Here is a 22,692-nt window from a genome sequence, read left to right as displayed (position 1 = left end):
TTTAATTTTTTATATAAATTCTTTTTACTCGCGGAGAAATAGAAGTCAGAACTTCATAAGTAATTGTATTACAATATCTTGAAAATTCTTCCAAGGTTGGATGCGAATTGAAAATCACCACAGAATCGCCTTCTTTTACATTCGCATTGTCCACATTTATCATCATCATATCCATACAAATGTTACCGATAATTGGGCAAAGTTTTTTGTTAATGCCAACATTTCCGACCTTATTTCCGACCATTCTCGGGATTCCATCTGCATAACCAACGGGAATTGTTGCAATTTTTGTATCGTGTTCCGCTTTGAATTTTCTGCTGTAACCAACTGATTCGCCATATTTTACCTCAGATATTTGAGACACGACAGTTTTGAAACTAACAGAATCCTGAAGTTGTTTTTTAATCTTTTTGTTAGAAGATTCACCAATCATTCCGATTCCGATTCTCACCATATCATATTGATAATCAGAATAATTTGAAATTCCTGCTGAATTTAAAATATGTCTTAAGGGTTTGTAACCAAGTTGATTGATGAGAAAACTTGAATTTTTCTCAAAAGTCTCAATCTGGTTTAATGTAAATTCTCTTTCTTCAGGTACATCAGACGAAGATAAATGGCTGAAAATACTTTGAACTTTGACATTCATCGTATTTAATTTTTCATTTAATTCATCCAATTCAAAATCCTTAAAACCAAGCCGATGCATTCCTGTTTCGAGCTTAATGTGAATCGGATATTTCTGCTGATTTCCAGATTTTATCAATTGCTCATTGAATAATTCTAAAACTCTTAAACTGTAAATTTCCGGTTCCAAATTGTACTCAATCACAGCATCATAGCTATGTTGTTCAGGATTCATCACAATAATCGGCGTTGTGATTCCTTTTTTTCTGAGCTCAACACCTTCATCAGCAAATGCAACACCCAGATAATCAATATGATGATGTTGGAGAAATTCTGAAATCTCATAACTTCCTAATCCATAAGCATTTGCTTTTACCATTGCCATCATTTTGGTTTCAGGTTTAAGTAATGATTTATGGAAATTGATGTTATGAAGAATGGCATTCAAGTTAATTTCCAAAACCGTATCGTGCTTCCTCAATTCAAGAATTTCTTTGATTTTTTCAATCTCGAATTTTCTTGCGCCTTTCAAAAGAATAACTTGATTATCAATTTCATTAATGACTTTACTATCAATGAATTGATTTGTATTATTAAAAGTATAAGTTTCAGATGAGAATAATTCGTGGTAATTGCTTATTTCTTCTCCAATCAAGAAAACCTTATCAAATTTTTGTTCATTAACCAATTCAGAAACTTCAGAATAGAGTTCCTCCGAATTCTCATTAGAATCCAAAATATCAGTCAGAATCAAAGATTTTTTAGGCTTATTATATTCGCCGATAAATTGAAAAGCAATTTTCAAAGAATCCAAATCCAAATTATAAGAATCATTGATTATCAGATTATTTCTAATTCCTTCAATACTTTCTAAACGCATTTCAATCGCTTTCAAAGCATCGATTTTTTCTTTGATGTCTGAGTTTGAAATTTTTAGTTCTTTCAAAATTCCAATTAAGGCGAGAACATTTGTCAAAGTCGCTTCGTCTCTTTGGAAAATCGGAAGCGTAATGATTTCATCAAAATATTTTATTTGAATATCCTGAGTTCTGTCATTCACATCAGAAATAATATGAATGTCATTATTAATCTCTAATCCGTATGATATTAATTTTTTACTTGAATATAATTGATTTATAATTTTGACTGTCAGTGAATTATCAGCATTATAAAAAATGATTTCCGAATTTTTGAAAAGCTGTAATTTTTCATTTATCAATTCTTCTCCAGAATTGAAATTCGCCGAATGCGCAGAACCAATATGCGTCAACAATCCAATCTTCGGATGAAAAATATTCTCCTGATTTTGCATTTCCTCCGGTTTGGAAATCCCAACTTCGAAGATTCCCAAATCGTGTTTTTTATCGATTTGAAGTAATGATAACGGCAACCCGATTTGAGAATTAAAACTCTTCGGACTTTTCACAGTCACAAATTCATTCGCCAAACATTGATAAAGCCATTCTTTCAAAATCGTTTTCCCGTTGCTTCCGGTAATTCCAATCGAATTGATGCCAGAATGTTCGAAATGATATTTTGCCAAAGTCTGTAAAAACTCAACCGAATTTTTTGTAATGATTTGATTGATAGAAGGATTATCAATTTGATTTTCAGTAATAATCGTCTCAATTCCTTTTTCAATAACGGAATCAATATATTTTTGACCAGAATTTTTTTTGGAATTGATGGCAAGAAATGCAGTATGCTTCGTAGAATAAATCGTCCTACTGTCAAAAGCAATATTTTTGATTTTGATTTCGCCATTTCCGATGACTTCGGAATTGGTAATGTCTGCAATTTCTTTGATGGTGTAATTCATTGATTTACAAGGAATAAACTATTTATTTTTCTCAATAACTTCTTCTACAAAAACACGTCTGCTCACTGCATCATAAGCTTCGGTTTCTCCCAATTCCACAAGGTCTTGTCCTGCGGAAGTTCGCATAGAATAATTGGCTAAATTCCCTGTTCGTCGGCAAATTGCGTGAACTTTCGTCACATATTCTGCGGTTGCCATTAGATTTGGCATCGGTCCGAACGGTCGTCCAAGAAAATCCATATCCAAACCGGCAATTACGACTCTTATTCCGTTGTTTGCCAATTGATTAGCAACGTCAACAATGCTTTCGTCAAAAAACTGAGCTTCATCAATCGCTACAACGTGACAATTGGAACCGAGCAAAAGTATTTCGGAAGGACTTTCGACGGCCGTACTTCTGATTTTATTTTGGTTGTGAGAAACAACATCTTCATCAGAATATCTGGTGTCGATTTTCGGCTTGAAAATTTCCACAATTTGACCCGCCATTTCTGCACGGCGAAGCCTCCGGATGAGTTCCTCCGTTTTGCCGGAAAACATCGAGCCACAAATAACCTCCATCCAACCACTTTGTTTGGAATGATTGATTGTATTTTCTAAAAACATTATTAATTTAGCAAAAAATTGTTTTAAAATTCAATTAAGAAAAACTTAACGAAATCCTTTTACAGAACAAAATTGTTCTTAAATTTATAAACATCAAATTTAAGTAAAAATTAATAAGATTTATTATGCAAAACTTGCAACATCCATACGAAGAAATTTTCGGTGAAATCCATATTCTATTGGCAGAATTGTCGAATTCCGATTCCTATGAAAATCTTTTGACCAAAGAAAATCAACTAAATGAGCTTTATCAAAAATTCTCTTTTCTGAAAATTTCGAATGAATTTGGTTTTTCGCCAGCTACAAATGAAGTTTTAGAAGTTATTGATAATCAAGAAACAAACCTTGATTCTAATTTGATTTCTGTTGAGGAATTTGAGGATGAAAATAAAGTTGCGGAAATCATAGTGGCAGAAACTGAGGTTCACGATATTTTTGATGATGTTCCGGAAGTTGAGGAAGTTCATTCATTTAAAGAAATTGATGAGCAAGAGCATTCTCAGGAAAATGCGGTCGAGAAAGTTTCAAATTTTGCTGAAATCCAATCTCAAGAAAATGAAGTTGAAGAGGAATTTCAATCTGATGAAATTTCAGTTTTAGAAGATGAATCTATAGATGAAGTTTCCAGTTTTTCAGAAATTGATTCTGAGGAAAATGAATCGGTGGAAGAAGTGTCAAACTTCGCTGAAATCGATTCTGAGGAAGAGGAGATTGAAGAAGAAATTCAAGCTGAAGAGTCTCAATTTGTTGAAAATGAATCTGTTGAATCTGTTTCGAATTTTAATGAAATAAATTCTGAAGATAATAAGGTTGAGGAAAAAATTGAAGAAAATGAATTTGTTTCTGAAATCGAGGAAAATCTACTGCAAGACAGTTCTCAGAAATTAGAACCGATGCAAGACAGTCAGTTTTCTTTTGCGATGAATAGGGAAGAAGTTCAGGCGCCGAAAGAAGATGATTATGAAGCGAGGCTTGCAGAAAAAGAAGCTAAGCTGAAAGAACTGGAGGAAAACAGAAGAAAAATCGTAGAGTTTTCCAAAGAAAATACTCAGCCAAAAGAAAAATCTGAGCAAGTTTATGAATCTTCAAATGATGAGGAACATCACGATAAAAAATTCAAATTAGCAAATATCAAAGGTCTTAAAATCGCAAAATCACTTTTCGATGATGACCATTTGGAAGAAGTTGAAAAACCAGCGCCAGTCCAAACTTCCGGAAGCCTTTTGAAAAATAATGTGCCGACGGATTATATGGAAGCGCCAAAACCAAAACCGGAATTCAAACTCGATTTGAATGATAGAATTGCATTCTCTCAACATCTTTTTGATGGAAGCCAGAGTGAATTGAATCAAGTGGTTACGGTTCTTAATTCTTTCACTTCATTGGATAAGGCTCAGGAGTTTTTGAGTGATATCTATTACGAGAGAGATTGGAAAAAAGTGGATAGTTACGCGCAGAGATTGTGGACTTTGGTTGAAAATAGATTTTTATAAATGAGTGGAATTTTATATTTCGTACCAACGCCAATCGGGAATCTGGAAGATATGACTTTCCGTGCGGTAAAAGTGCTGAAAGAAGTAGATTATATTTTGTGCGAGGACACCAGAACTTCGGGATTTCTCCTGAAGCATTATGAGATTTCAAAACCTTTGAAGTCTTATCACTTGCACAATGAGCACAATATGACAGAGAAAGTCATTAATGATTTGGAAAACGGGCAGACGATTGCAATCATCACAGACGCAGGAACACCGGGAATTTCAGACCCAGGTTATCTTTTGGCGAAAGCTTGTGCAGATAAAGATTTGGAAATGATATGTTTACCTGGAGCAACTGCCTTTGTTCCGGCGCTTGTAGTTTCCGGTTTGCCGAATCACGATTTCTATTTTGCGGGATTTCTTCCTCAGAAAAAGGGAAGACAAACCAAACTGAAACAACTGGCAGAAGAGAAGAAAACCATCATTCTCTACGAAAGTCCTCATAAAATCAACACAACCTTGGAGCAAATCAAAGAATTCTTCGGTGATGAGACCAAAGTAAGCCTGAGCAGAGAGATTTCCAAAAAATTTGAGGAGACAAAACGAGGCAATATTGATGAATTGATTGCATTCTCAAAAAGCAAAACTTTGAAAGGCGAGATTGTTTTGATTGTGAATAATTCTTAAAATACTATTTTTGCCATAACAAATAGAAAATACGATACAACTATATGGGACTATTAGAAGGAAAAGTTGCAATCATCACAGGTGCAACCAGAGGAATCGGAAGAGGAATTGCTGAAGTTTTTGCCAAAGAAGGAGCAAAAATTGCGTTCACTTACGCCGGTTCTGTTGACAAAGCCAAAGAATTGGAAAATGAATTGAGCAAAACGACTCAAATCAAAGGTTATCAGTCAGATGCGTCAGATTATGATGCCGCTCAGAAATTGGTAGATGATGTTTTGGCAGAATTCGGAGCAATTGATATTTTGGTAAATAACGCCGGAATTACGCGCGACAACTTGTTGATGAGAATGTCAAAAGACGATTGGGACACGATTATAAAAGTGAACTTAGATTCAGTTTTCAACCTGACAAAAGCGGTTATTAAACCAATGATGAAAGCAAAATCTGGTTCAATCATCAATATGACTTCCGTGGTTGGCGTGAAAGGAAACGCAGGACAAGCGAATTATGCAGCGTCAAAAGCCGGGGTAATTGGTTTCACAAAATCCATCGCGTTGGAGTTAGGTTCCAGAAACATCCGTTGCAACGCCATCGCACCAGGTTTCATCGAAACTGAAATGACGGCTGCATTAGACGAAAAAACAGTTCAAAATTGGAGAGACGGGATTCCGTTGAAACGTGGCGGACAGCCGGAAGATGTGGCAAATGCGTGCGTTTTCTTCGGTAGCAATATGTCATCCTACATTTCTGGCCAAGTCCTAAATGTGGACGGTGGAATGTTAACTTAAAATATTGATTATTAAGATTTTACAAAGGCTTTTGACTCGTTCAAGAGTCTTTTGTTTTTTAGGAGCAAGACGTGTCATTTTCTTTTCACCATTCCAACCCGCTATCCACTATATCTTTTTTGTAATTGCGAACGGCGAAATTTTTTTTATCCACGCTACCATCGCAATTCCAAAAAAGGATGCCGTTCCTATCGGGGCTATGTTGAGGTTTTCATCATCTTTCAACGATGATTGTGGTAGATATCTTCGAATTTTAAATCCAATATTGACTTGTTTGGAGTTTTAGAAACAGAAAATATCACACATCAAAACAAAAAAGCGTCCCGAAATTTCGAGACGCTTTCCAAATTATGAAGAATAGATTTATTTCTTAATGATTTTCTTGCTTACAATACTATTGTCAGAAGTCACAATTCGAAGAACGTAAACACCTTTTGGAAGTTGAGAAACATTGATTTCAGTTTTGTTGCTTTCCAATAGTTTTTTGCCATTCATATCGTATAACGATGCAGATTTTAGGTTTTTGCTGTCAATTTTTACAATATCCACTGCAGGATTTGGATAAACCAAAACTTTCGCTTTTTCTGCTGGAACTTCATCGTTTGCAAGCACATCCAGATTCAGATTGTAGCCCAAAAGACCGATGTCAAAACTTGGGATGTAGATGTAAGCTTTTTTGTCCGAGAAATCGATGGCGATATTGTTGGTTTCCGCTTGCAAAGTCTCTGCTCGGTCAACTATTTTCCAACTTTCACCATTGTTCACAGAGTAATGAATATTGAAGATATCCAATTGACTCGTATGAGTCGTTGCAATGAGAACACCAGTGTTGACATCAGAATAGAAAACTTGATTAGCCACAAAATCCGAAACATTGGTCCAAGTCAATCCTTTATCAACAGAAGTGAAAACGCCGACAGAAGTTCCTAAAGCCAAACGATTGGTGTTATTTGGATCTTGTGTAATGTCAAAAATTGCAGTTTCTGGCGTGATTTCGTTTCCTACAAAGACCGGAGTCCAGTTTTCGCCACCATCTTTGGTCAAATAAACTTCGTTTCCAATTAAGATTAAGAATTCATTAGAACTATTATTTTGATGTAATATTTTAAAAACTGTATTGGGTGTGGGAAGTTGAATATTAGTCACAATGATGTTATTTTCATCATTGAAATTAATCTTATTCAACTCACCTTGTCCCCAATTGTTAAAAGTTGTCCAAACCTGATTCGTTACCTGAGGATCTGTGATTATGTTTGTAAGTCCATTGGTAAAACTCTCAAAAATCGGTTTGTAAGTCGCTCCAAAATCATCACTCACAGAAAGCGTAGATCCCATAAATCCACCAGCGAAAGAATAAACACGACCTTCTTTTTTCGAATCTGAAATGTAAGCAGGACCACCATCTACACTCACAATGTTTAGCGGACGGATGTTATGAGCCACTTCGCTATTGTCTGCAAGGTTTCTGTGAACAACACCATTTTGAACGTTGTAGAACAAATGTTTTGAAGTCTCATTTTCAAAGAAATTTACGCGTCCGGTGGAACTGTAAAACGGTGTTTGGATTTGCGTCAAAGTTTCTGCATTATCAGAAGAAAACAAAGGTTTGTAATTAGCCGTGATAACCAACTCTCCCGCTTTATAAGGATTGAAACTCGCTTTGATTCCATAATAATAGCTGTCCAGATTGTCATAAGGATATTCTACATTTTGCCAAGTATTTCCACCATCTTTTGTAGTGATGATTTCATCTTCTTCAAGAACGATCACGTGATTGGTATCGTGCGGATTGAATTTGATCGCAATAATGTCATTCAGAATTCCATTGGTTCCAAACGTGATGTTTTTATCTTCCCAAGTTTCGCCACCATCTTTGGAATGATGCACTTTTTCCGGCGCCATTCCGAAACTGATTCCGGTTCCAGCATAGATTTCATTAGGATTGGTTGGATTAATTTCCAAAGTGCTAAGAACGCTTCCAGACAATTTTTCTGTGAAAGTATCTCCAGCGTCATTAGAAATCATCAATCCACCAGAAACACCTTCGCTTCCATTTCCATTGGCAAGGTAGATCTTGTTTTTATCAGTAGGTGCAAATGCGACGTAACTGGTGATAATATTGTTGTTGTCTTCCGCAGAATAATAGATTTCTTTCCAGTTTGTTCCACCGTCGTTGGTTGTGTAAACACGGTTGGCAGTTCCCCAGCCATAAGGAAATTGAGAGCTAATGATCAAATTGTCTTTATCACTCTCGAAAAAATTGTAAGCACTTACGTAAGGAACTTCCGATGAATTGGGTAAAGTGTAAGTCTTTGTTATGGTTTTGGTCGGAATATCCAGAATATACAAAACACCAACACCATTTTTCACCGTGGTGAATGACAGAAAACTTCCGTCTTTGCTGATGTTTAATTTGGAAATACTTACGCCTCCGCCCACTTCCGGAAGAGCGTAGAAAACCTCCCAAGTGTTCCCATTGTCCTTAGAAACCACAATGTGACTTGTAATGGTAATGGCGTAAATCGTGTTTTGTTCTTGTACGCTATAAGTAAGGTCGAAGATTCTCCCGAACTCGTTTTTTCCCAAAACATCAGTTTGGGCGTTGGCATTGGTCGCGAAAAGCGCAAACAAAAGGCCAGCTAAAACAGTAAATTTTCTCATATATCTAATTTTATACTCAAATGTTGTGATAAAAATCAGCAATGCAAAAATTCTGTGCGGAAATAGTAGGACGAGCGTTCAGAAATAGTGTGACAAATTAGCTAAAGACTTGTAATATAATCATATAGATCAAGGTTGTCATCTTGCTCCATTTTCTTGATGATTCGTTCTTTTCGCTTCCTGCAAGCCTCGGTTGTGATGCTCAAAAGCGAAGAAATCTCTTTCATCGACAAGTTCATATAAACATACGAAAGAAACCGAATGTCATTGGAATTCAGATCCGGATGAAGGGTTTTAATTTTCGAAATAAAGCCTTGATTCACCTCTTCGAAATGGATGAAAAAACTTTCTTCTTCCCTGCTTTGTCTCTGGAAAATCTTAAGTTGCTTAATGATATTGCTGACATCTTGATTCTCAAAATCATCCGTTTGACGGGATAGCGTTTTCACCAAATCGTCTATCAATTCTATTTTTGTGGTCAATTGAAGCGCTTTGGTGGTAAGTTTCCGGTTCTTGGCTTCGATTTCATTTTTGTATTTTTCCTCTTCCAACAACGCCAGAACTTCTTTTTCTTTTAATTGATTTTCGAGGATTTCCTTATTTTTCTTCTCTTTTTCGAGTTCCAATTTTGCGATTTCCGCATTGCTTTGTTCGATGATTTTCTGTTGTTTATTTTTAACAATACTATTTCTCAATGCCCAGAAAACAATAATAAATACAAAAATAGCAAGCAAAATTCCTTTGATGAAAAGTGAACGTTCAGTTGTCAATTTCTCCTGACTTTCCGCCAAATTCTTCTGTGAATTTTGAAGCTCAAATTTAATCTTACTATTCTCGAAAAGTTGTCCATTCTTGATTTTGTTCACAGAATCTTTGATTACCATAATGGAATCTTTGTAAGAAACAGCACGTTCAATATTGTTCTTCTGTTTGTATAAATTGCTGAACTTCTCAAAGATATTTTCCTTGAAATCGTAATTCAGATTGCTCGCTTCCGCTAATTTTAAATAATGAAAAGATTTCTGCAAATCATTTTTTTGTTCCGCGATGGTGGAAAGATTGTAGAAAATTTGAGTTTTATATTCCGAATGTTCCACGCCGTTTAGCTTGGGCAAAAGTTCGGTAGAGATTTTCTCAGCTTCATCAAATTGCTTCAGATTGACAAGTGTTTCGACATAAGTCGATCTCGCTAAAAGATAATACGGTGAGTCTAACGTTAGTTTCAAAGCCTCGTCAATATATTTTTTTGCAGTCTTATAATCTTTCTTTTCGTTGGAAACTATGGTAAGATTGATGGCGTATAATCCTTTGGAAATGTTGTTGTTAACTTGTCCAGCGAGTTCATAAGCTTTCAAGAAATAATCCTCGGCTTTTTCAGTTTTTCTGTCTCGGGAATATAGAATCGCAATGTTGTTGAGAACCGTCATTTCCGATTTTTCATCCAAATGAGCAACGGCAATTTTGTAAGCATCAAGATAATTGTTGAGCGCTTCGCCATAATCCAATCGCATATAATAATTGGCGCCAATGTTGTTCGTAGCTAAGAATTCCTCTCGGTACCATTTGTTGTCCTGAGCTATTTTTCGGGTTTTGGTAAGGATTTGAAGAGATTTTGTAAAGTCCTTTTTGTTCATTGCCTCCACGCCTTCAATGATCATTTTCTCGCAATCTTTCTGGTCGATGGCGAAAATCTGGAAAGGCAATAAGAAAAGGAATATTGTAAAAACTAAATTTCTACGAAAACACTTTGAAATCATTTACTTTTTTGGCTAAAAACAAGTAAAGATAATAAAGATTTCCATTTATCATTTCCGAAACGATATCTTTCATAATAATATCGTATTATCATTACAAAAACCTAAATTTGTAAAACTTTTCTCCGATGTATAAAAGCTTAATTCGCCCGATTCTATTCAAATTCGACCCAGAAGAAGTTCATCACTTTACCTTTTCTGCTCTAAAGAATTTTGGATTTTTAGCCAAATTATTTTTACCAAAACCAATTGAAGACAAACGTCTGGAACGTGAAGTTTTTGGGTTGAAATTCAAAAATCCGGTTGGTTTGGCAGCAGGTTTTGATAAAGATGCTAAATTGTTCAATGAACTTTCTGACCTCGGATTTGGCTTCATCGAAATCGGAACTTTGACACCGAAACCTCAGGCTGGAAACGATAAAAAAAGATTGTTCAGACTGAAAGAAGATTCTGCAATCATCAACCGAATGGGTTTCAATAATGGTGGCGTGGACGAAGCTATCGAACGTTTGAAGAAAAACAAAAACGTTCTCATCGGCGGAAACATCGGGAAAAATAAAGTGACACCAAACGAAGAAGCCGTCAACGATTACAAAATCTGTTTCGAAAAATTATTCCCTTACGTTGATTATTTCGTGGTGAATGTCAGCTCGCCAAACACACCAAATCTTCGCGAACTTCAAGACAAAAAACCATTGACAGAATTGCTGTCAACGCTTCAAAACCTCAATCTTAAAAAGCAGAAACAAAAACCAATTCTTCTAAAAATCGCACCAGATTTGACGGATGAGCAACTTTTGGATATTATCGATATAATCAAAGAAACTCAAATTGCAGGCGTTATCGCGACAAATACAACTTTGTCAAGAGAAAATTTAATATCAGAAAACAAAACCGAAACTGGCGGACTTTCCGGAAAACCTTTAACAAAACGCTCGACGGAAGTTATCAGATTTTTATCCGAAAAAAGTGGAAAAGCATTTCCAATCATTGGCGTTGGCGGAATCCATACTGCACAAGATGCGATAGAAAAACTTGATGCTGGCGCAAGCTTGGTTCAGCTTTATACAGGATTCATTTACGAAGGTCCGGAATTGATTAATGAAATAAATCGAGAAATATTGAATCGTGGCTAATTTTTTGGTTTAAGAAACAATGAAATCTGAATTAAATTTTACTTTAAATCAGTTGAATCCAAATCAATCATCATTTATCAATCATCAATTATGGAACTCGTTACACTCAAAATATTCAACACAGAAATAGAAGCGGAAATGCTCAAGATTTTCTTGGAAACCAATGGCGTAGAAACCTTTGTTTTCGGGAATATTTTGGCGAATACTTACAACTTGTTCAACACAACAAGCGGTGGAGTTCAATTGAAAGTCTCGGAAAATGACTTCGAAAAAGCGAATGAATTGATGGAAGGTTTCTATAATCAGGAAGCTTAAATTTTATTCCAAATATTTAAAACAAACAAAAATGCAACTCCTAAAAGTTGCATTTCGTTTATCTGAATTTTCAATAATTCTAAGTCAAAGGCGCACCAACAGCCAATTCACAACGGTGATGAGGTTCGCCGTGAGCTGGGTTCAAAGCTGGTTTTGGTCCGAGTGACTGAGATTGTGGAGCAGGCGCAACATTTGGACTCAAAATCGATGGCGCTGCTTGTTGAGGAGCCGCATTTTGTGTCGGTGCACTGTCTATTGGCGCACCAACTGCGATTTCACAACGATGATATGGTTGCCCGTGTTCCGGATTCAAAGCTGGTTTTCCAGAAGTTGAAGCAATAGGAGAAGCATTCAAAGGAGCTGGAGTTACTGCATTTTCTGTTGCAGAGACGGAAGTTACAGAATCATTTGCAACAATTGCCGAATCACTTTTCGGAGCTTCGGATACGGTTTCACTCGTCTTTGCTTTGTCACACGAATATAAAAGTGCAACGCTTGCTATAAGGATTGTTATTTTTTTCAATTTTCTAATTTTATCAAATTTAACATTTTTAAATTAAAACTTAAAGTCCACACCAACATAGAAATTTTGTTTCATAATTGGTGCATAAACCATTCCACCGTCAAAGTAATTTCCGAAAGAATTCCCTGCATCCAGAATCGCCACTTTCTGCTGATAACCGGTCAAATTTTCTCCGCCCAAATAAACTCTGATTTTTTCAGAAAAGTTTCTTGAAATCTGAGCATTCAAAGTGGAATAGCTTGGTGAATAATCTCCAATCTGGAATTCCGTAGGATTCGATTTTGTGTTTGGAAGTCTTTGTTTTCCAACTAAATTTAACGTCGTGTCAAAGCTCCAAAATCTGCCTTTCTCCGTTTTATTGGTTGAATAAGCCAAATTAGCAAATCCACGATGTTTCGCCATAAACGGTACTTTTTTCAATCCGCTCAAATAATCCAAAGCCACATCATAATATTTGTAAGCCACACGGAATTCCAGATTTTTCACTGGCTGAAAATCCCATTGTGTCTGGAAACTGTTGGCAAAAGATTTTCCTTCAAGATTATAGAATAAGATTTTCTGAGCAGATTCTTCCAAATCTGTAACGACTTGATTTTGGAAATCTGTTCTGAAAAAATCAGCTAAAATGGTTGATTTTCTTCCAAAAAATTTGAATTCCTGCTGAAGACTTACTCCATAATTCCAAGCGATTTCAGGCTTCAAACCGTAGATTTCACCACCATTATTAATAACTTGAATTTCTCGATTCGAAGCAAAATATGACTGGCTTTCTGCAAAGATATTCGCAGTTCTGAAACCTCTTCCTGCCGAAATTCTGAAAATCGTTTTTGGTGTCAAATCATATTTGAAATTCATTCTCGGTGTAAACTGCGTTCCCGCAAGATTGTGAAAATCAACGCGCGCACCCGTCACCAAAGTGAATTTTTCGCCTGTCAAAGTGTATTCAGCGAACAATCCCGGAACCGTTTCAGTTCTTTTGTAATTGTCCAAAAGATAATCCTCATCGTACTTGTCATAAAGGAAACTCGCACCAACTTTATATTTGTTGTTCGTATTTCCGATGATGCTTTCGAAAATCAAATTAGAATAATAAGACGTTTCTTTTCCGAAATAATTTCTCAATCCGAAAAAGCTATCTTGCTGATGATAAGTCAATTGATTCATCCAACCCAAACTTTGATAAGGTTTCCCTTTGAAAATGTAACCCGTTTTGTTCCACAATTGAAACCTTGAAATATCAATCCCAACACCATAAAGCGATTGGTCTTTCTGCGGAATCCTTTTGTTAAATCCAATTTGTCCGGCAGTTCGCTCATCTTTCAAAAAATTAATTCCGAAATGCGAAGCGAATCCAGAGCTTTCCAAATCATTGTAATTCAATAAATAAGCTACATTTAATTGACTTCCTTTTGGTCTGTCCAGAAAGTTATCATAATTCATATCCGTATCTCCAAAAGTTCCGTTTCCGTGAAGCAAAACACTTTGATTCCATTTGTCAGAAATTGGTGAAGTGCTCGTTACATTAGCTTCAACGCGGCCGTTGTTATCAGAAAACAAATTGATTTCCGTTTCCGATTTTTTATCATCGTCGTGAGACTTCAAAAGTTCTGTATTGATTTGTCCTGTAATACTTTCGTAGCCATTGACTACGGTACTTCCGCCTTTCGTCAACTGGATTCCGCCAATCCATTTTCCAGGAATGAAATTCAGTCCATAAGCCGAAGCCAAACCACGGATTTCTGGTAATTGTTCTTTGGTTAGAAGCGTGTATTTTTGGTCCAATCCCAACATTTTCAATTGTTTGGTTCCTGTCACTGCATTGCTGAAAGAAACATCCACAGTCGCGTTGGTTTCAAAACTTTCGGAGAGATTACAACACGCTGCCTTCAATAATTCCTTGGAATTGATATTGAAAATCAAACCTGCTTCCTTTTTGCTGATTGCAGTTGCCTCTTTTTCTCTAACTAATTTCACACCTTCGATTTGTTTTGCATCAGAATCCGAATCTGTGTGAATATTTTCATTTTTACCCGAACCTCTGGTGTACAGACAACAAGCTGGCAAAGATTTGTAAACACTATCCGGCGCTTTGTATTTCTCGTTGTCGTGTCCGGCTTCTGCTACTTGTTTAAGAATCGTGTCGCAAGTGACTTTGGATTCGTCCAAAACCATTGTCAAAGTTTGGTTTTCTGCGCTCCAGTTGGCGGAGATTGCGCCTGCTTTTGTGGCGGTTGTTTCTATTCTGGCCTTGCACATATTGCAATTTCCTTTTACCAAAAACTGTTCTGTAACAGCTTGTGCAAAGAAAAAAACAGACGTCAGCAACAGCACAAAAAACATCAGTTTTTTACTTAAATTGTTCATCGTCAAAAAATTTTGAATGGATTATTTAAGTTCGCAAACTTGTTTTGGGTCGCAATTTTTCGCCAACTTTTTACTGTTGTCCGGACGGTCGTACTGACAACAAACTTCCAAATCTTCATAGACTTTGCTGGACGTACGGTACATTTCGTTGTCGTGACCAACATCGGCTACGCTTTTCAGGATAGATTTTTTGTCTGTTTTGGAAGCGTCATAGCTTACAGTCAAGACTTTTTTGCTCATACTCCAGTTGGCAGAACTTACGTTTTTATTAGCTTTAACAGCCGTTTCGATACGGTCTTTGCACATTCCGCAGTTGCCTTCCACTTTTGCTTTGAAGGTTTTCGTCTGTGCAGAAAAATTTGAAAATAGAAATATAGAAAGGAATATAATCCCTGATTTTATAATAGAATTCATTTTGATTAATTTTAATTTGTTTAATGATAAAGCCTTTTCAAAAATCATCGACAGTATTGTCAGTCTGAGGTTCTCGAAGACATTTAAATAAAAAAAATTAACCAAGCTTCGGCGGTTGCCAAATAATGAATGCTCGCGCTAATGGCGATTGAGAATAATAAGAATATTGATTTTCGATTTGGAAAATTGGCGTTCTCAGTTTGTTGTCGAAGTTATTCAAAACAACAGAAAACACGAATCCGGAACTGCAGGTTTTGCAAGTCGTGCAATTGTCTTTGCAATCTTTTTCCTTTTTCGAATCGTGATTGCAAGATTTGGAAGACGCATCTTCTTTCTCGCAACAGTCAGAATTATTGGATTGAGATTCACAACAAGAACTCTGAGCAACTTGCGCATTGAAACTCTGCTTCGGAAATACAAAAATTCCCAAACAGAAAATCATAAAAAAAAGTTGCAGTTTTCTCAACATCGTTTTGCAAAATTAGGAAATTTAAATTAACCACAAAAGGCACAAAAGTTTTGTCATTTTTCTTTTATGCCTTTTGCGGTTCAAAAATTACTTCTCAAAATCGGTTTTAGCAAGTGGTTTTCTCCTTCTCCAAAAATAAAACACCAAACCTCCAAGCAAAACAATTGGCCAAATGGAAATTAGAAAAACAAAAATCTGCTGAATCAGATAAAAGCCTTCCACAAAAGCATTTTTTACATCAAAGAAGAAATTGTATTTGTACTCGTTATCAATATTTTTGGTATTGACAATCGGGATTTTCGCAACACTCGTGCTTGGTTCTTTGATGTAAATATCTACAGTAGAATATTTCAGTTGGTCGACCAGAATTTCATCAGAATATTTTTGAGAATTCGCTTGAGACATATTTTCATCATCAAGTTTCACTTTATCTTTTCCAACTTTCAATTGAGAAATGTTCGAACTGGTTTTCGCTTGTCTTTCCGCTTCCATTTTAGACAATTTGATATTTGCAGTCATATCTTCAGCAGAAATAATTCTGGAATTCAAAAACACTTTTTTATCATTAATGAAATCCAAAAAATCACCCAATTTCTCAGTCGGAACTCTCACTTGCATTCTATTCTTATTCTGAAATTTCCTAATCAACATCGATGATTCATCAGAAATATTATAAGTGTTTTCAGACAAAGTCTGTGCTTCCATTCGGCTTCGCGTCACAAATCCACCAAGAGAAATCAAATGTTTCTCGATTGATATCGTCGCGCCATACACATCCTTCACTTCCATATCCACTTCCGCCGTTTTCACAAATTGTTTGCCTTCGATTTGTTGAGTCGCAGCCACAGAAACATTGTCAGAAACAACCGCCACGCTATCTGCAGTTGCATAAGCAGATTCCGCGTATTCTCCCTTTTTACATCCAATTAAAAGTAAAGTAAGTAAACTGATTGATAAGATTTTGGTTTTCATAATAGATTATTTTTAGAGATTAAATTTTAAATTTTGGGCAGCTATTTCCGTCTTCCGTTCCCAATTTGTCACTCTGAGGTTCTCGAAGAGTCCACTCAAGCCGGGCTGCGGGATTCGTTTCCAAATCAAGTTTTGTCAATTATTTGAAACCTTCTTTACCAAAATTGATAATTAAAATGAAAGTAATTCCGCAAATCAATCCGAAACTAATTGTAAATCAGCTACGATTTTAAAATATTGAAAATGAGTGTTTTGTAAAATAGATTTTCAAAGAAAAAGTGATAAAAACAGAATTGTAAGTTCTTTTTAGGAATATTAATTGCATTAATTAGAAAAACAAAATCTATGAACAGTACAATCTCCAAGATTAAAGGCGTTTTCAACCTTTTAAAAAATATCGACATAGACCAACTGTCCCAAATCTCACAAAAAGTCGACCTTCCAAAATTGATGCATCAGTTTTCAAAACTCGATAAAAATCAATTGAACAGTTTGACCAAAATGCTGGACTCATCAGGAAAGAAAAGAGAATTACCACCAATCAACGGTGACTTTTATGAACTGCATTTGAAACTGACAGACGAGCAAAGAGCGATTCAACTAAAAGTACGTGAGTTTATGGAAAAAGAAGCCAAACCTTTGGTCAACAGATATTGGCTGACAGACGATTTCCCGCACGAGCTTATCCCAAAATTCAAAAAACTAAATCTCTGTGGTGTCACTTATGAAGGTTATGGTTGCCCGAATTTACCTTTCTTGATGGAAGGCGTTATAGCAATGGAAATTGCCAGAGTCGATGCGTCATTGGCAACATTTTTCGGTGTTCAATCCGGATTATCGATGGGTTCAATTTATATGTGCGGTTCCGAAGAACAGAAACAAAAATACCTTCCCGGAATGCAACAATTCGATTTGATTGGCGCATTTGGATTGACGGAGCCTGAAGTTGGTTCGGGCGCAGCAGGTGGATTGACAACAACTTGTAAAAAAGTAAAAGGTGGTTGGATTCTGAACGGACAGAAAAAATGGATTGGAAATGCAACTTTTGCTGATGTGATTATTATTTGGGCAAGAGATTTAGATGACAATCAGGTCAAAGGTTTCATTGTTGAAAAAGACACCGCTGGATTCTCCGTTGAAAAAATCCGAGGGAAAATGGCGCTCAGAATTGTGCAAAACGGATTGATTACGATGAAGGATTGCTTCGTTGCCGATTCTCAAAAAATGGAGCACGCCAACAGTTTCAAAGACACCGCAAAAGTGCTTCAAATGACGAGAGCTGGAGTTGCCTGGATGGCGACAGGCTGTGCGAGAGGTGCTTATGAAAGCGCTTTGGATTACACCAGAAAACGTGAACAATTCGGAAAACCAATTGCTTCTTTCCAATTAATTCAAGGACATTTGGTGGAAATGTTGTCCAATCTGACGGCGATGCAGACTTTGGTTTTCAGGCTTTCGGAAATGCAAGACCAAGATATTTTGAAAGACGAACACGCTTCTTTGGCAAAAGTATTTTGTAGCCTTAGAACGCGTGATGTTGTTGCACAAGCGAGAGAAGTGATGGGCGGAAACGGAATTCTGCTCGAACACGATGTTGCCAGATTTGTAGCCGATGCGGAAGCTATTTATTCTTATGAAGGAACCAAAGAAATCAATTCGTTGATTGTCGGCCGTTCGATTACGGGAATGAGTGCGTTTGTTTAATACCTTATGATAATGGAATCTTCTAATAGATTTCGTAAATTTACAATAATGAAAAATGTATTTTTTTTAATATTAATGACCTCATTTTTGCAACAATGCACGCAGAAAAAAGTTGATTTAACCAAACAACCACAACAAAAGACAATGGAAGATAATACACACGCCAACAATCCTTACTATTCAAGAACCGATAGAACTAAATTGAATGTTTCCAACGAAGAATGGAAAAAAATCCTTCCCGCCGAGGTTTACGCCATCGCAAGAGAAGCCAATACAGAATATCCTTTCACCGGAAAATACAATGAATTTGATGAACTCGGCGAATATTACTGCGCAGTTTGTGGCAATCATTTGTTCCGTTCAAGTTCCAAATTTGCAAGCACTTGTGGCTGGCCAAGTTTCTTCGAAGCTGACAAAGAAGGCGTGAGCTACAAACGAGATTCCACCCACGGAATGGAAAGAATCGAAGTTCTTTGCAAACGATGCGACTCGCATTTGGGTCACGTTTTTAATGATGGTCCGCCACCGACTGGAACACGATATTGTATGAATTCTGTAAGTTTGGATTTTCAAGCTGACAGCAAAAAATAGGATTTATCGCAAAGGCACAAAAAGTCTTTAAAAAATATTGTTAAAAGTCGCAAAGTTTTATTTGCGACTTTTTTTAGGTTCAGATTCAAAAATACTTGGGACTTTGCGTTAATTTTGTTCTTTAAATCTAAAGTAATTTGAAAACAATATTCATCACCGGAGCTACTTCCGGCATAGGAAAAGCTACTGCAATTCTTTTAGCAAATCAAAAAAATAGAATCATTCTCTGCGGAAGAAATAAAACCGTTCTTGAAGAATTGAAGTTAGAATTGTCTAAGGAAACCGAAGTTTTCACATTAAGTTTTGATGTCCGAAATTCTGACGAAGTTTTTGAAGCCATCAATTCACTTCCAGAAAATTGGAAAAATACCGATGTTCTAATTAATAACGCTGGAAATGCCCACGGATTAGATTCTATCGCAGACGGAAATCCGGATGACTGGAACGCAATGATGGACGGCAATATAAAGGGTTTGCTTTACGTTTCTCAGCCAATCATCAAATTGATGAAAGAAAAACATAACGGACAAATCATCAATATCAGCTCAGTTGCTGCTAGGCAAACTTATGCAAACGGTGTCGTTTATTGTGCTTCCAAAAAAGCGGTTGATGTGATTTCTGAAGGAATGAGAATTGAGCTGACAGAATTCGGAATCCGTGTCACGACTATTCAGCCTGGTGCCGTTGCAACGGATTTCTCTAAAATAAGATTTAAAGGTGATGCAGAAAGAGCTTCAACAGTTTACGCTGGTTATGAAGCTTTGAAGGCAGAGGATATTGCTGATGCGATTGCTTATTGTATCAATGTTCCAGAGCGTGTTTCCATTGCTGAATTCACAATTTATCCAAAAGCGCAGGCAGAACCTAGAACGATTTACCGAAATGTTTAGTTTAAGATGAAATTGTTGTCATTTTTATTTTTATTCACTTTTGTTTTTGGATTTTCACAGAGTTATTCAAAACAAGAAAATGCGTTAATCTCTCAAATTTTAAAGCTTGATTCTTTGATGCAGAAAAACGATTCAAAAATTCTGACTTTGTTTTCTGATGATGTTTCGTTTGGACATTCAAACGGTTGGGTTCAGAATTATCAGGATTTCAAAAAAGATTTCGAGTCCGGAAAAGTGAAATATCAATCCGTCAATCAAACCGAATTGAAAGAAATTAAAGTCACAAGTAAATTCGCAAATATCAGAAGAATCATTGCTGTGAAAGGACTTTACAAAAATGAAATCTTCGAAATGAAACTTTCCGTCCTCGAAATCTGGATTCGACAAAAAGGGAGTTGGAAATTGTGGAGTAGGCAGAGTGTGACTTTGAAATCGTAATTCTCTAAATTCTTACATTTGCAGAATGAAAATCCTCCACATAGAAACCTCGTCCAAAAACTGTTCTGTTGCCATTTCTGATGGCGAAGAAATCCTTTGTCTTTGCGAAGAAGTTTCCGATAATTACAAACAGTCCGAAAGCCTTCACAGTTTTGTAGAATGGGCTTTGGAAGGCGCAGAAATTTCTTTGAAAGATTTGGATGCGATTTCTCTGGGAAAAGGTCCCGGTTCTTACACGGGTCTTAGAATTGGGTCGGCTTCTGCCAAAGGTTTTTGCTATGGTTTGAAACTTCCTTTGATTGCCATCAATTCGTTAGATTCTATGGTGGAAGAATTTTTAAATCAAGGTTTTGAATTAATTATTCCATTGATTGACGCCAGAAGAATGGAAGTTTACACCGCACTTTTTGATGGGACTTCCGGCGAAATGATTAAGGAAACTGAAGCTAAAATTCTCGATGAAAATTCCTTTTCTGAATTAGCGGATAAGAAAGTTTTGTTCATTGGCGACGGCGCAAAAAAAGCGCAGGAAATTCTCAGTCTTCCAAATGCAGAATTCAAGTCTGATATTTATCCATCAGCAAAAGGCTTGATTAAAAAATCTGTTGAAAAATTCAATCAAAAAGATTTTGAAGATGTGGCGTATTTCGAACCTTTTTATCTGAAAGATTTCCAAGGTATTAAGAAAGCAGACCGCATAAAAAAATCCTGAACGAATCAGGATTTTTAGGTTTATTTTTTAGATACTTTGTAAAGTTTTCCGCTATCGGTTATTCCGTAGAGATTACCGTCCATTCCGTTCAGAACATCTCGGAATCTTTCTTTTTGATCGAGCAATAAGCGTTCTTCACCAACCACTTTATTATCTTTGATAACAATTCGGTTAATGTGCTGTCCGCTCAAACACGCGATGAATAGATTGTTTTTCCACTCGTCGATATTTCCTGTGTAGAAAGTCACGCCACTTGGCGAAACCACTGGATCCCAATAGTAAACGGGCTGTTCTGTTCCAGCTTTTTGCGTAGTTCCATTGTTGATTTTTGCGCCTGTATATTCGATTCCATAAGTGACATCGCCCCAACCATAGTTTTTTCCAGCTTGGATAAGGTTGATTTCGTCACCACCTCTTGGTCCCATTTCAATGTCCCAAAGTTGTCCTTTTTCATCCAAAGCCAAACCTTGCGGACTGCGGATTCCATAAGCAAAAATCTCAGGTTTGTAACCCGCTTTTCCAATGAAAGGATTTCCAGGTGCTGGTTTTCCGTCTTTCGTAATTTTTAAAATTTTACCTAAATAATTATCCGGTTTGATAGCGTGAACTCTCATTTCTTTATCAGATCTTTCGCCCGTGCTTACGAACAAATTTGCGTCTTTGTCAAAAACCAATCGGCTTCCGAAGTGTTTGTCGCCATCGTAAGAAGGTGTTGCTCGGAAAATTACTTTCACACCAGAAATTGATTTCAAATCTGCGGACAATTTTCCTTTTGCGATAGAGGTTAGATTTCCGTTTTCAAATGGCTCTGAGAAAACGAAGAAAATTATATTATTTGTCTTAAAATCTGGATCCAACGCCACGTCCAGCATTCCGCCTTGTCCTTTGTCATCCACTTTTGGGAAACCTTCAACTTTCGAAACTTGCTTTCCATCTGCAGAAACGACATTCATAAATCCAGATTTCTCGGTAATTAAGAATTTTCCGTCGGGCAAATTGACAATTCCCCAAGGTTTTCCGAGTGAAGTATTGAGCACTTCTACATTGAAAGCTGTTTTGGTTTTTATAGGTGTAATTCTGGTTTGTCCTGCGAAAGCGGGTTTGTAGTCGGTGTTTGCTTTTTCTTCGAGAGAAGTGGGTTTGCTTGGTTGTCCTTTCCAATTGCAAGAGTATAAAAGAAAGAACGAACAAAAAAGAGTTGGTAATGTGGATTTTAACATAAGATTTATTTTGATGACTTCAATGAAAAAATAATGCCACCAAAATTTGTCGGTTTGAAATTTAATTCTACATTTGTAGAACATAATTTGATTTTGTAGAATGAACGAACAAAAATTAACTGAAACCGAAATGACATTAATGGAAATCCTTTGGCAAAAAGAAAAGGTTTTTATGAAAGATATTTTGGAAGATTATGCCGATCCGAAACCTGCGTCAACCACGATTGCAACGCTGTTGAAGAGAATGCAGAACAAAGATTTGGTAGGCTACAAACTTTTTGGAAACTCACGTCAGTATTTTCCAAAAGTGAAAAAAGAAGATTATTTCCAAGGCGAAATGACTTCTATGATTGACCGTTTTTTTAATAATTCTGTGAGTCAATTTGCATCATTTTTTACCTCGAATGCAAAGCTTTCTCAGAAACAATTGAAAGAACTTCGAGATATTATTGATAAAGAAATCACGGACTGATGATTACAATTATTCTTAAAATAATCCTTTGTTCATCGTTGATGATAGCGAT

The 22,692-nt window shown here is 36.4% G+C and carries 21 protein-coding genes; 11 read left to right on the top strand and 10 right to left on the bottom strand.

What is annotated here, in order from left to right:
- Position 1: 1 nt before the first annotated feature.
- Together B0I22_RS10295 and B0I22_RS10290 are read right to left on the bottom strand one after the other, a co-directional pair.
- A complete protein-coding gene (locus tag B0I22_RS10295) occupies positions 2–2,446 on the bottom strand; it encodes a bifunctional UDP-N-acetylmuramoyl-tripeptide:D-alanyl-D-alanine ligase/alanine racemase (RefSeq protein ID WP_133944570.1) in 2,445 nt (814 codons plus the stop codon).
- 18 nt (positions 2,447–2,464) lie between these two features.
- The gene (locus B0I22_RS10290) at positions 2,465–3,052 is read right to left on the bottom strand and encodes a thymidine kinase (protein WP_063969741.1); all 588 of its coding nucleotides are present in this window, start codon (positions 3,050–3,052) and stop codon (positions 2,465–2,467) included.
- A gap of 125 nt (positions 3,053–3,177) precedes the next feature.
- Here B0I22_RS10290 and B0I22_RS10285 point away from each other — a divergent pair, with 125 nt between their 5' ends.
- The 3 genes from B0I22_RS10285 to fabG are packed head-to-tail and all read left to right on the top strand — an operon-like array spanning position 3,178 to position 6,005.
- Positions 3,178–4,545 carry a hypothetical protein gene (locus B0I22_RS10285; protein WP_133944569.1) on the top strand — a complete coding sequence of 456 codons (1,368 nt, stop codon included), beginning with the start codon at positions 3,178–3,180 and terminating at the stop codon, positions 4,543–4,545.
- Positions 4,546–5,217 (top strand): 16S rRNA (cytidine(1402)-2'-O)-methyltransferase, encoded by a 672-nt coding sequence (gene rsmI, locus B0I22_RS10280; RefSeq protein ID WP_133944568.1) that lies wholly within the window; start codon positions 4,546–4,548, stop codon positions 5,215–5,217.
- 44 nt (positions 5,218–5,261) lie between these two features.
- A complete protein-coding gene (fabG, locus tag B0I22_RS10275) occupies positions 5,262–6,005 on the top strand; it encodes a 3-oxoacyl-[acyl-carrier-protein] reductase (protein WP_133944567.1) in 744 nt (247 codons plus the stop codon).
- A 363-nt stretch (positions 6,006–6,368) separates the two neighbouring features.
- On the opposite strand, the gene B0I22_RS10270 is transcribed toward fabG, so the two are convergent.
- Entirely contained in the window at positions 6,369–8,666 is a 2,298-nt protein-coding gene (locus tag B0I22_RS10270) for a T9SS type A sorting domain-containing protein (protein ID WP_133944566.1), read from the bottom strand.
- 101 nt (positions 8,667–8,767) lie between these two features.
- Positions 8,768–10,369, bottom strand: coding sequence for a tetratricopeptide repeat protein (locus B0I22_RS10265; protein ID WP_166668217.1), 1,602 nt, complete (start codon positions 10,367–10,369; stop codon positions 8,768–8,770).
- Positions 10,370–10,548: 179 nt separating this feature from the next.
- Between B0I22_RS10265 and B0I22_RS10260 the strand changes: the two genes are divergently transcribed.
- Positions 10,549–11,556, top strand: a complete 1,008-nt coding sequence (locus B0I22_RS10260) for a quinone-dependent dihydroorotate dehydrogenase (RefSeq protein ID WP_133944564.1) — start codon at positions 10,549–10,551, stop codon at positions 11,554–11,556.
- 90 nt (positions 11,557–11,646) lie between these two features.
- A complete protein-coding gene (locus B0I22_RS10255) occupies positions 11,647–11,871 on the top strand; it encodes a putative signal transducing protein (protein WP_133944563.1) in 225 nt (74 codons plus the stop codon).
- Between the two features lie 79 nt (positions 11,872–11,950).
- Here B0I22_RS10255 and B0I22_RS10250 read toward each other — a convergent pair whose 3' ends face one another.
- The 5 genes from B0I22_RS10250 to B0I22_RS10230 form a co-directional block, all read right to left on the bottom strand.
- Complete coding sequence (locus B0I22_RS10250) at positions 11,951–12,394, bottom strand: hypothetical protein (RefSeq protein ID WP_133944562.1); 444 nt, start codon at positions 12,392–12,394, stop codon at positions 11,951–11,953.
- 33 nt (positions 12,395–12,427) lie between these two features.
- Complete coding sequence (locus tag B0I22_RS10245; RefSeq protein WP_133944561.1) at positions 12,428–14,758, bottom strand: TonB-dependent receptor domain-containing protein; 2,331 nt, start codon at positions 14,756–14,758, stop codon at positions 12,428–12,430.
- Between the two features lie 21 nt (positions 14,759–14,779).
- Positions 14,780–15,172 (bottom strand): heavy-metal-associated domain-containing protein, encoded by a 393-nt coding sequence (locus B0I22_RS10240; protein WP_133944560.1) that lies wholly within the window; start codon positions 15,170–15,172, stop codon positions 14,780–14,782.
- 97 nt (positions 15,173–15,269) lie between these two features.
- Complete coding sequence (locus B0I22_RS10235; protein ID WP_133944559.1) at positions 15,270–15,614, bottom strand: hypothetical protein; 345 nt, start codon at positions 15,612–15,614, stop codon at positions 15,270–15,272.
- Positions 15,615–15,728: 114 nt separating this feature from the next.
- Positions 15,729–16,613, bottom strand: coding sequence for a DUF4349 domain-containing protein (locus B0I22_RS10230; protein ID WP_133944558.1), 885 nt, complete (start codon positions 16,611–16,613; stop codon positions 15,729–15,731).
- A 345-nt stretch (positions 16,614–16,958) separates the two neighbouring features.
- On the opposite strand from B0I22_RS10230, the gene B0I22_RS10225 reads away from it, so the two are divergent.
- The 5 genes from B0I22_RS10225 to tsaB all read left to right on the top strand — a co-directional run bounded on the left by B0I22_RS10225 (position 16,959) and on the right by tsaB (position 20,948).
- On the top strand, positions 16,959–18,317 hold the full coding sequence (locus B0I22_RS10225; protein ID WP_133944557.1) for an acyl-CoA dehydrogenase family protein: 1,359 nt from the start codon (positions 16,959–16,961) through the stop codon (positions 18,315–18,317).
- Between the two features lie 144 nt (positions 18,318–18,461).
- Positions 18,462–18,908: a peptide-methionine (R)-S-oxide reductase MsrB gene (gene msrB, locus B0I22_RS10220; RefSeq protein WP_246022192.1), complete on the top strand. Its 447-nt coding sequence runs from the start codon at positions 18,462–18,464 to the stop codon at positions 18,906–18,908.
- 137 nt (positions 18,909–19,045) lie between these two features.
- Positions 19,046–19,798, top strand: a complete 753-nt coding sequence (locus B0I22_RS10215) for an SDR family NAD(P)-dependent oxidoreductase (RefSeq protein ID WP_133944556.1) — start codon at positions 19,046–19,048, stop codon at positions 19,796–19,798.
- A 117-nt stretch (positions 19,799–19,915) separates the two neighbouring features.
- Positions 19,916–20,236 (top strand): nuclear transport factor 2 family protein, encoded by a 321-nt coding sequence (locus B0I22_RS10210; protein ID WP_166668216.1) that lies wholly within the window; start codon positions 19,916–19,918, stop codon positions 20,234–20,236.
- A gap of 25 nt (positions 20,237–20,261) precedes the next feature.
- Entirely contained in the window at positions 20,262–20,948 is a 687-nt protein-coding gene (gene tsaB, locus B0I22_RS10205) for a tRNA (adenosine(37)-N6)-threonylcarbamoyltransferase complex dimerization subunit type 1 TsaB (RefSeq protein WP_133944554.1), read from the top strand.
- A gap of 20 nt (positions 20,949–20,968) precedes the next feature.
- On the opposite strand, the gene B0I22_RS10200 is transcribed toward tsaB, so the two are convergent.
- Positions 20,969–22,168, bottom strand: coding sequence for a PQQ-dependent sugar dehydrogenase (locus tag B0I22_RS10200; protein WP_133944553.1), 1,200 nt, complete (start codon positions 22,166–22,168; stop codon positions 20,969–20,971).
- A gap of 100 nt (positions 22,169–22,268) precedes the next feature.
- Here B0I22_RS10200 and B0I22_RS10195 point away from each other — a divergent pair, with 100 nt between their 5' ends.
- On the top strand, positions 22,269–22,640 hold the full coding sequence (locus B0I22_RS10195; RefSeq protein ID WP_133944552.1) for a BlaI/MecI/CopY family transcriptional regulator: 372 nt from the start codon (positions 22,269–22,271) through the stop codon (positions 22,638–22,640).
- The last annotated feature ends 52 nt before the right edge of the window (positions 22,641–22,692 follow it).

Source organism: Epilithonimonas xixisoli (assembly GCF_004365655.1).
Taxonomy (GTDB): Bacteria; Bacteroidota; Bacteroidia; order Flavobacteriales; family Weeksellaceae; genus Epilithonimonas; species Epilithonimonas xixisoli.
This window is presented reverse-complemented; position numbering and strand designations above follow the sequence as displayed.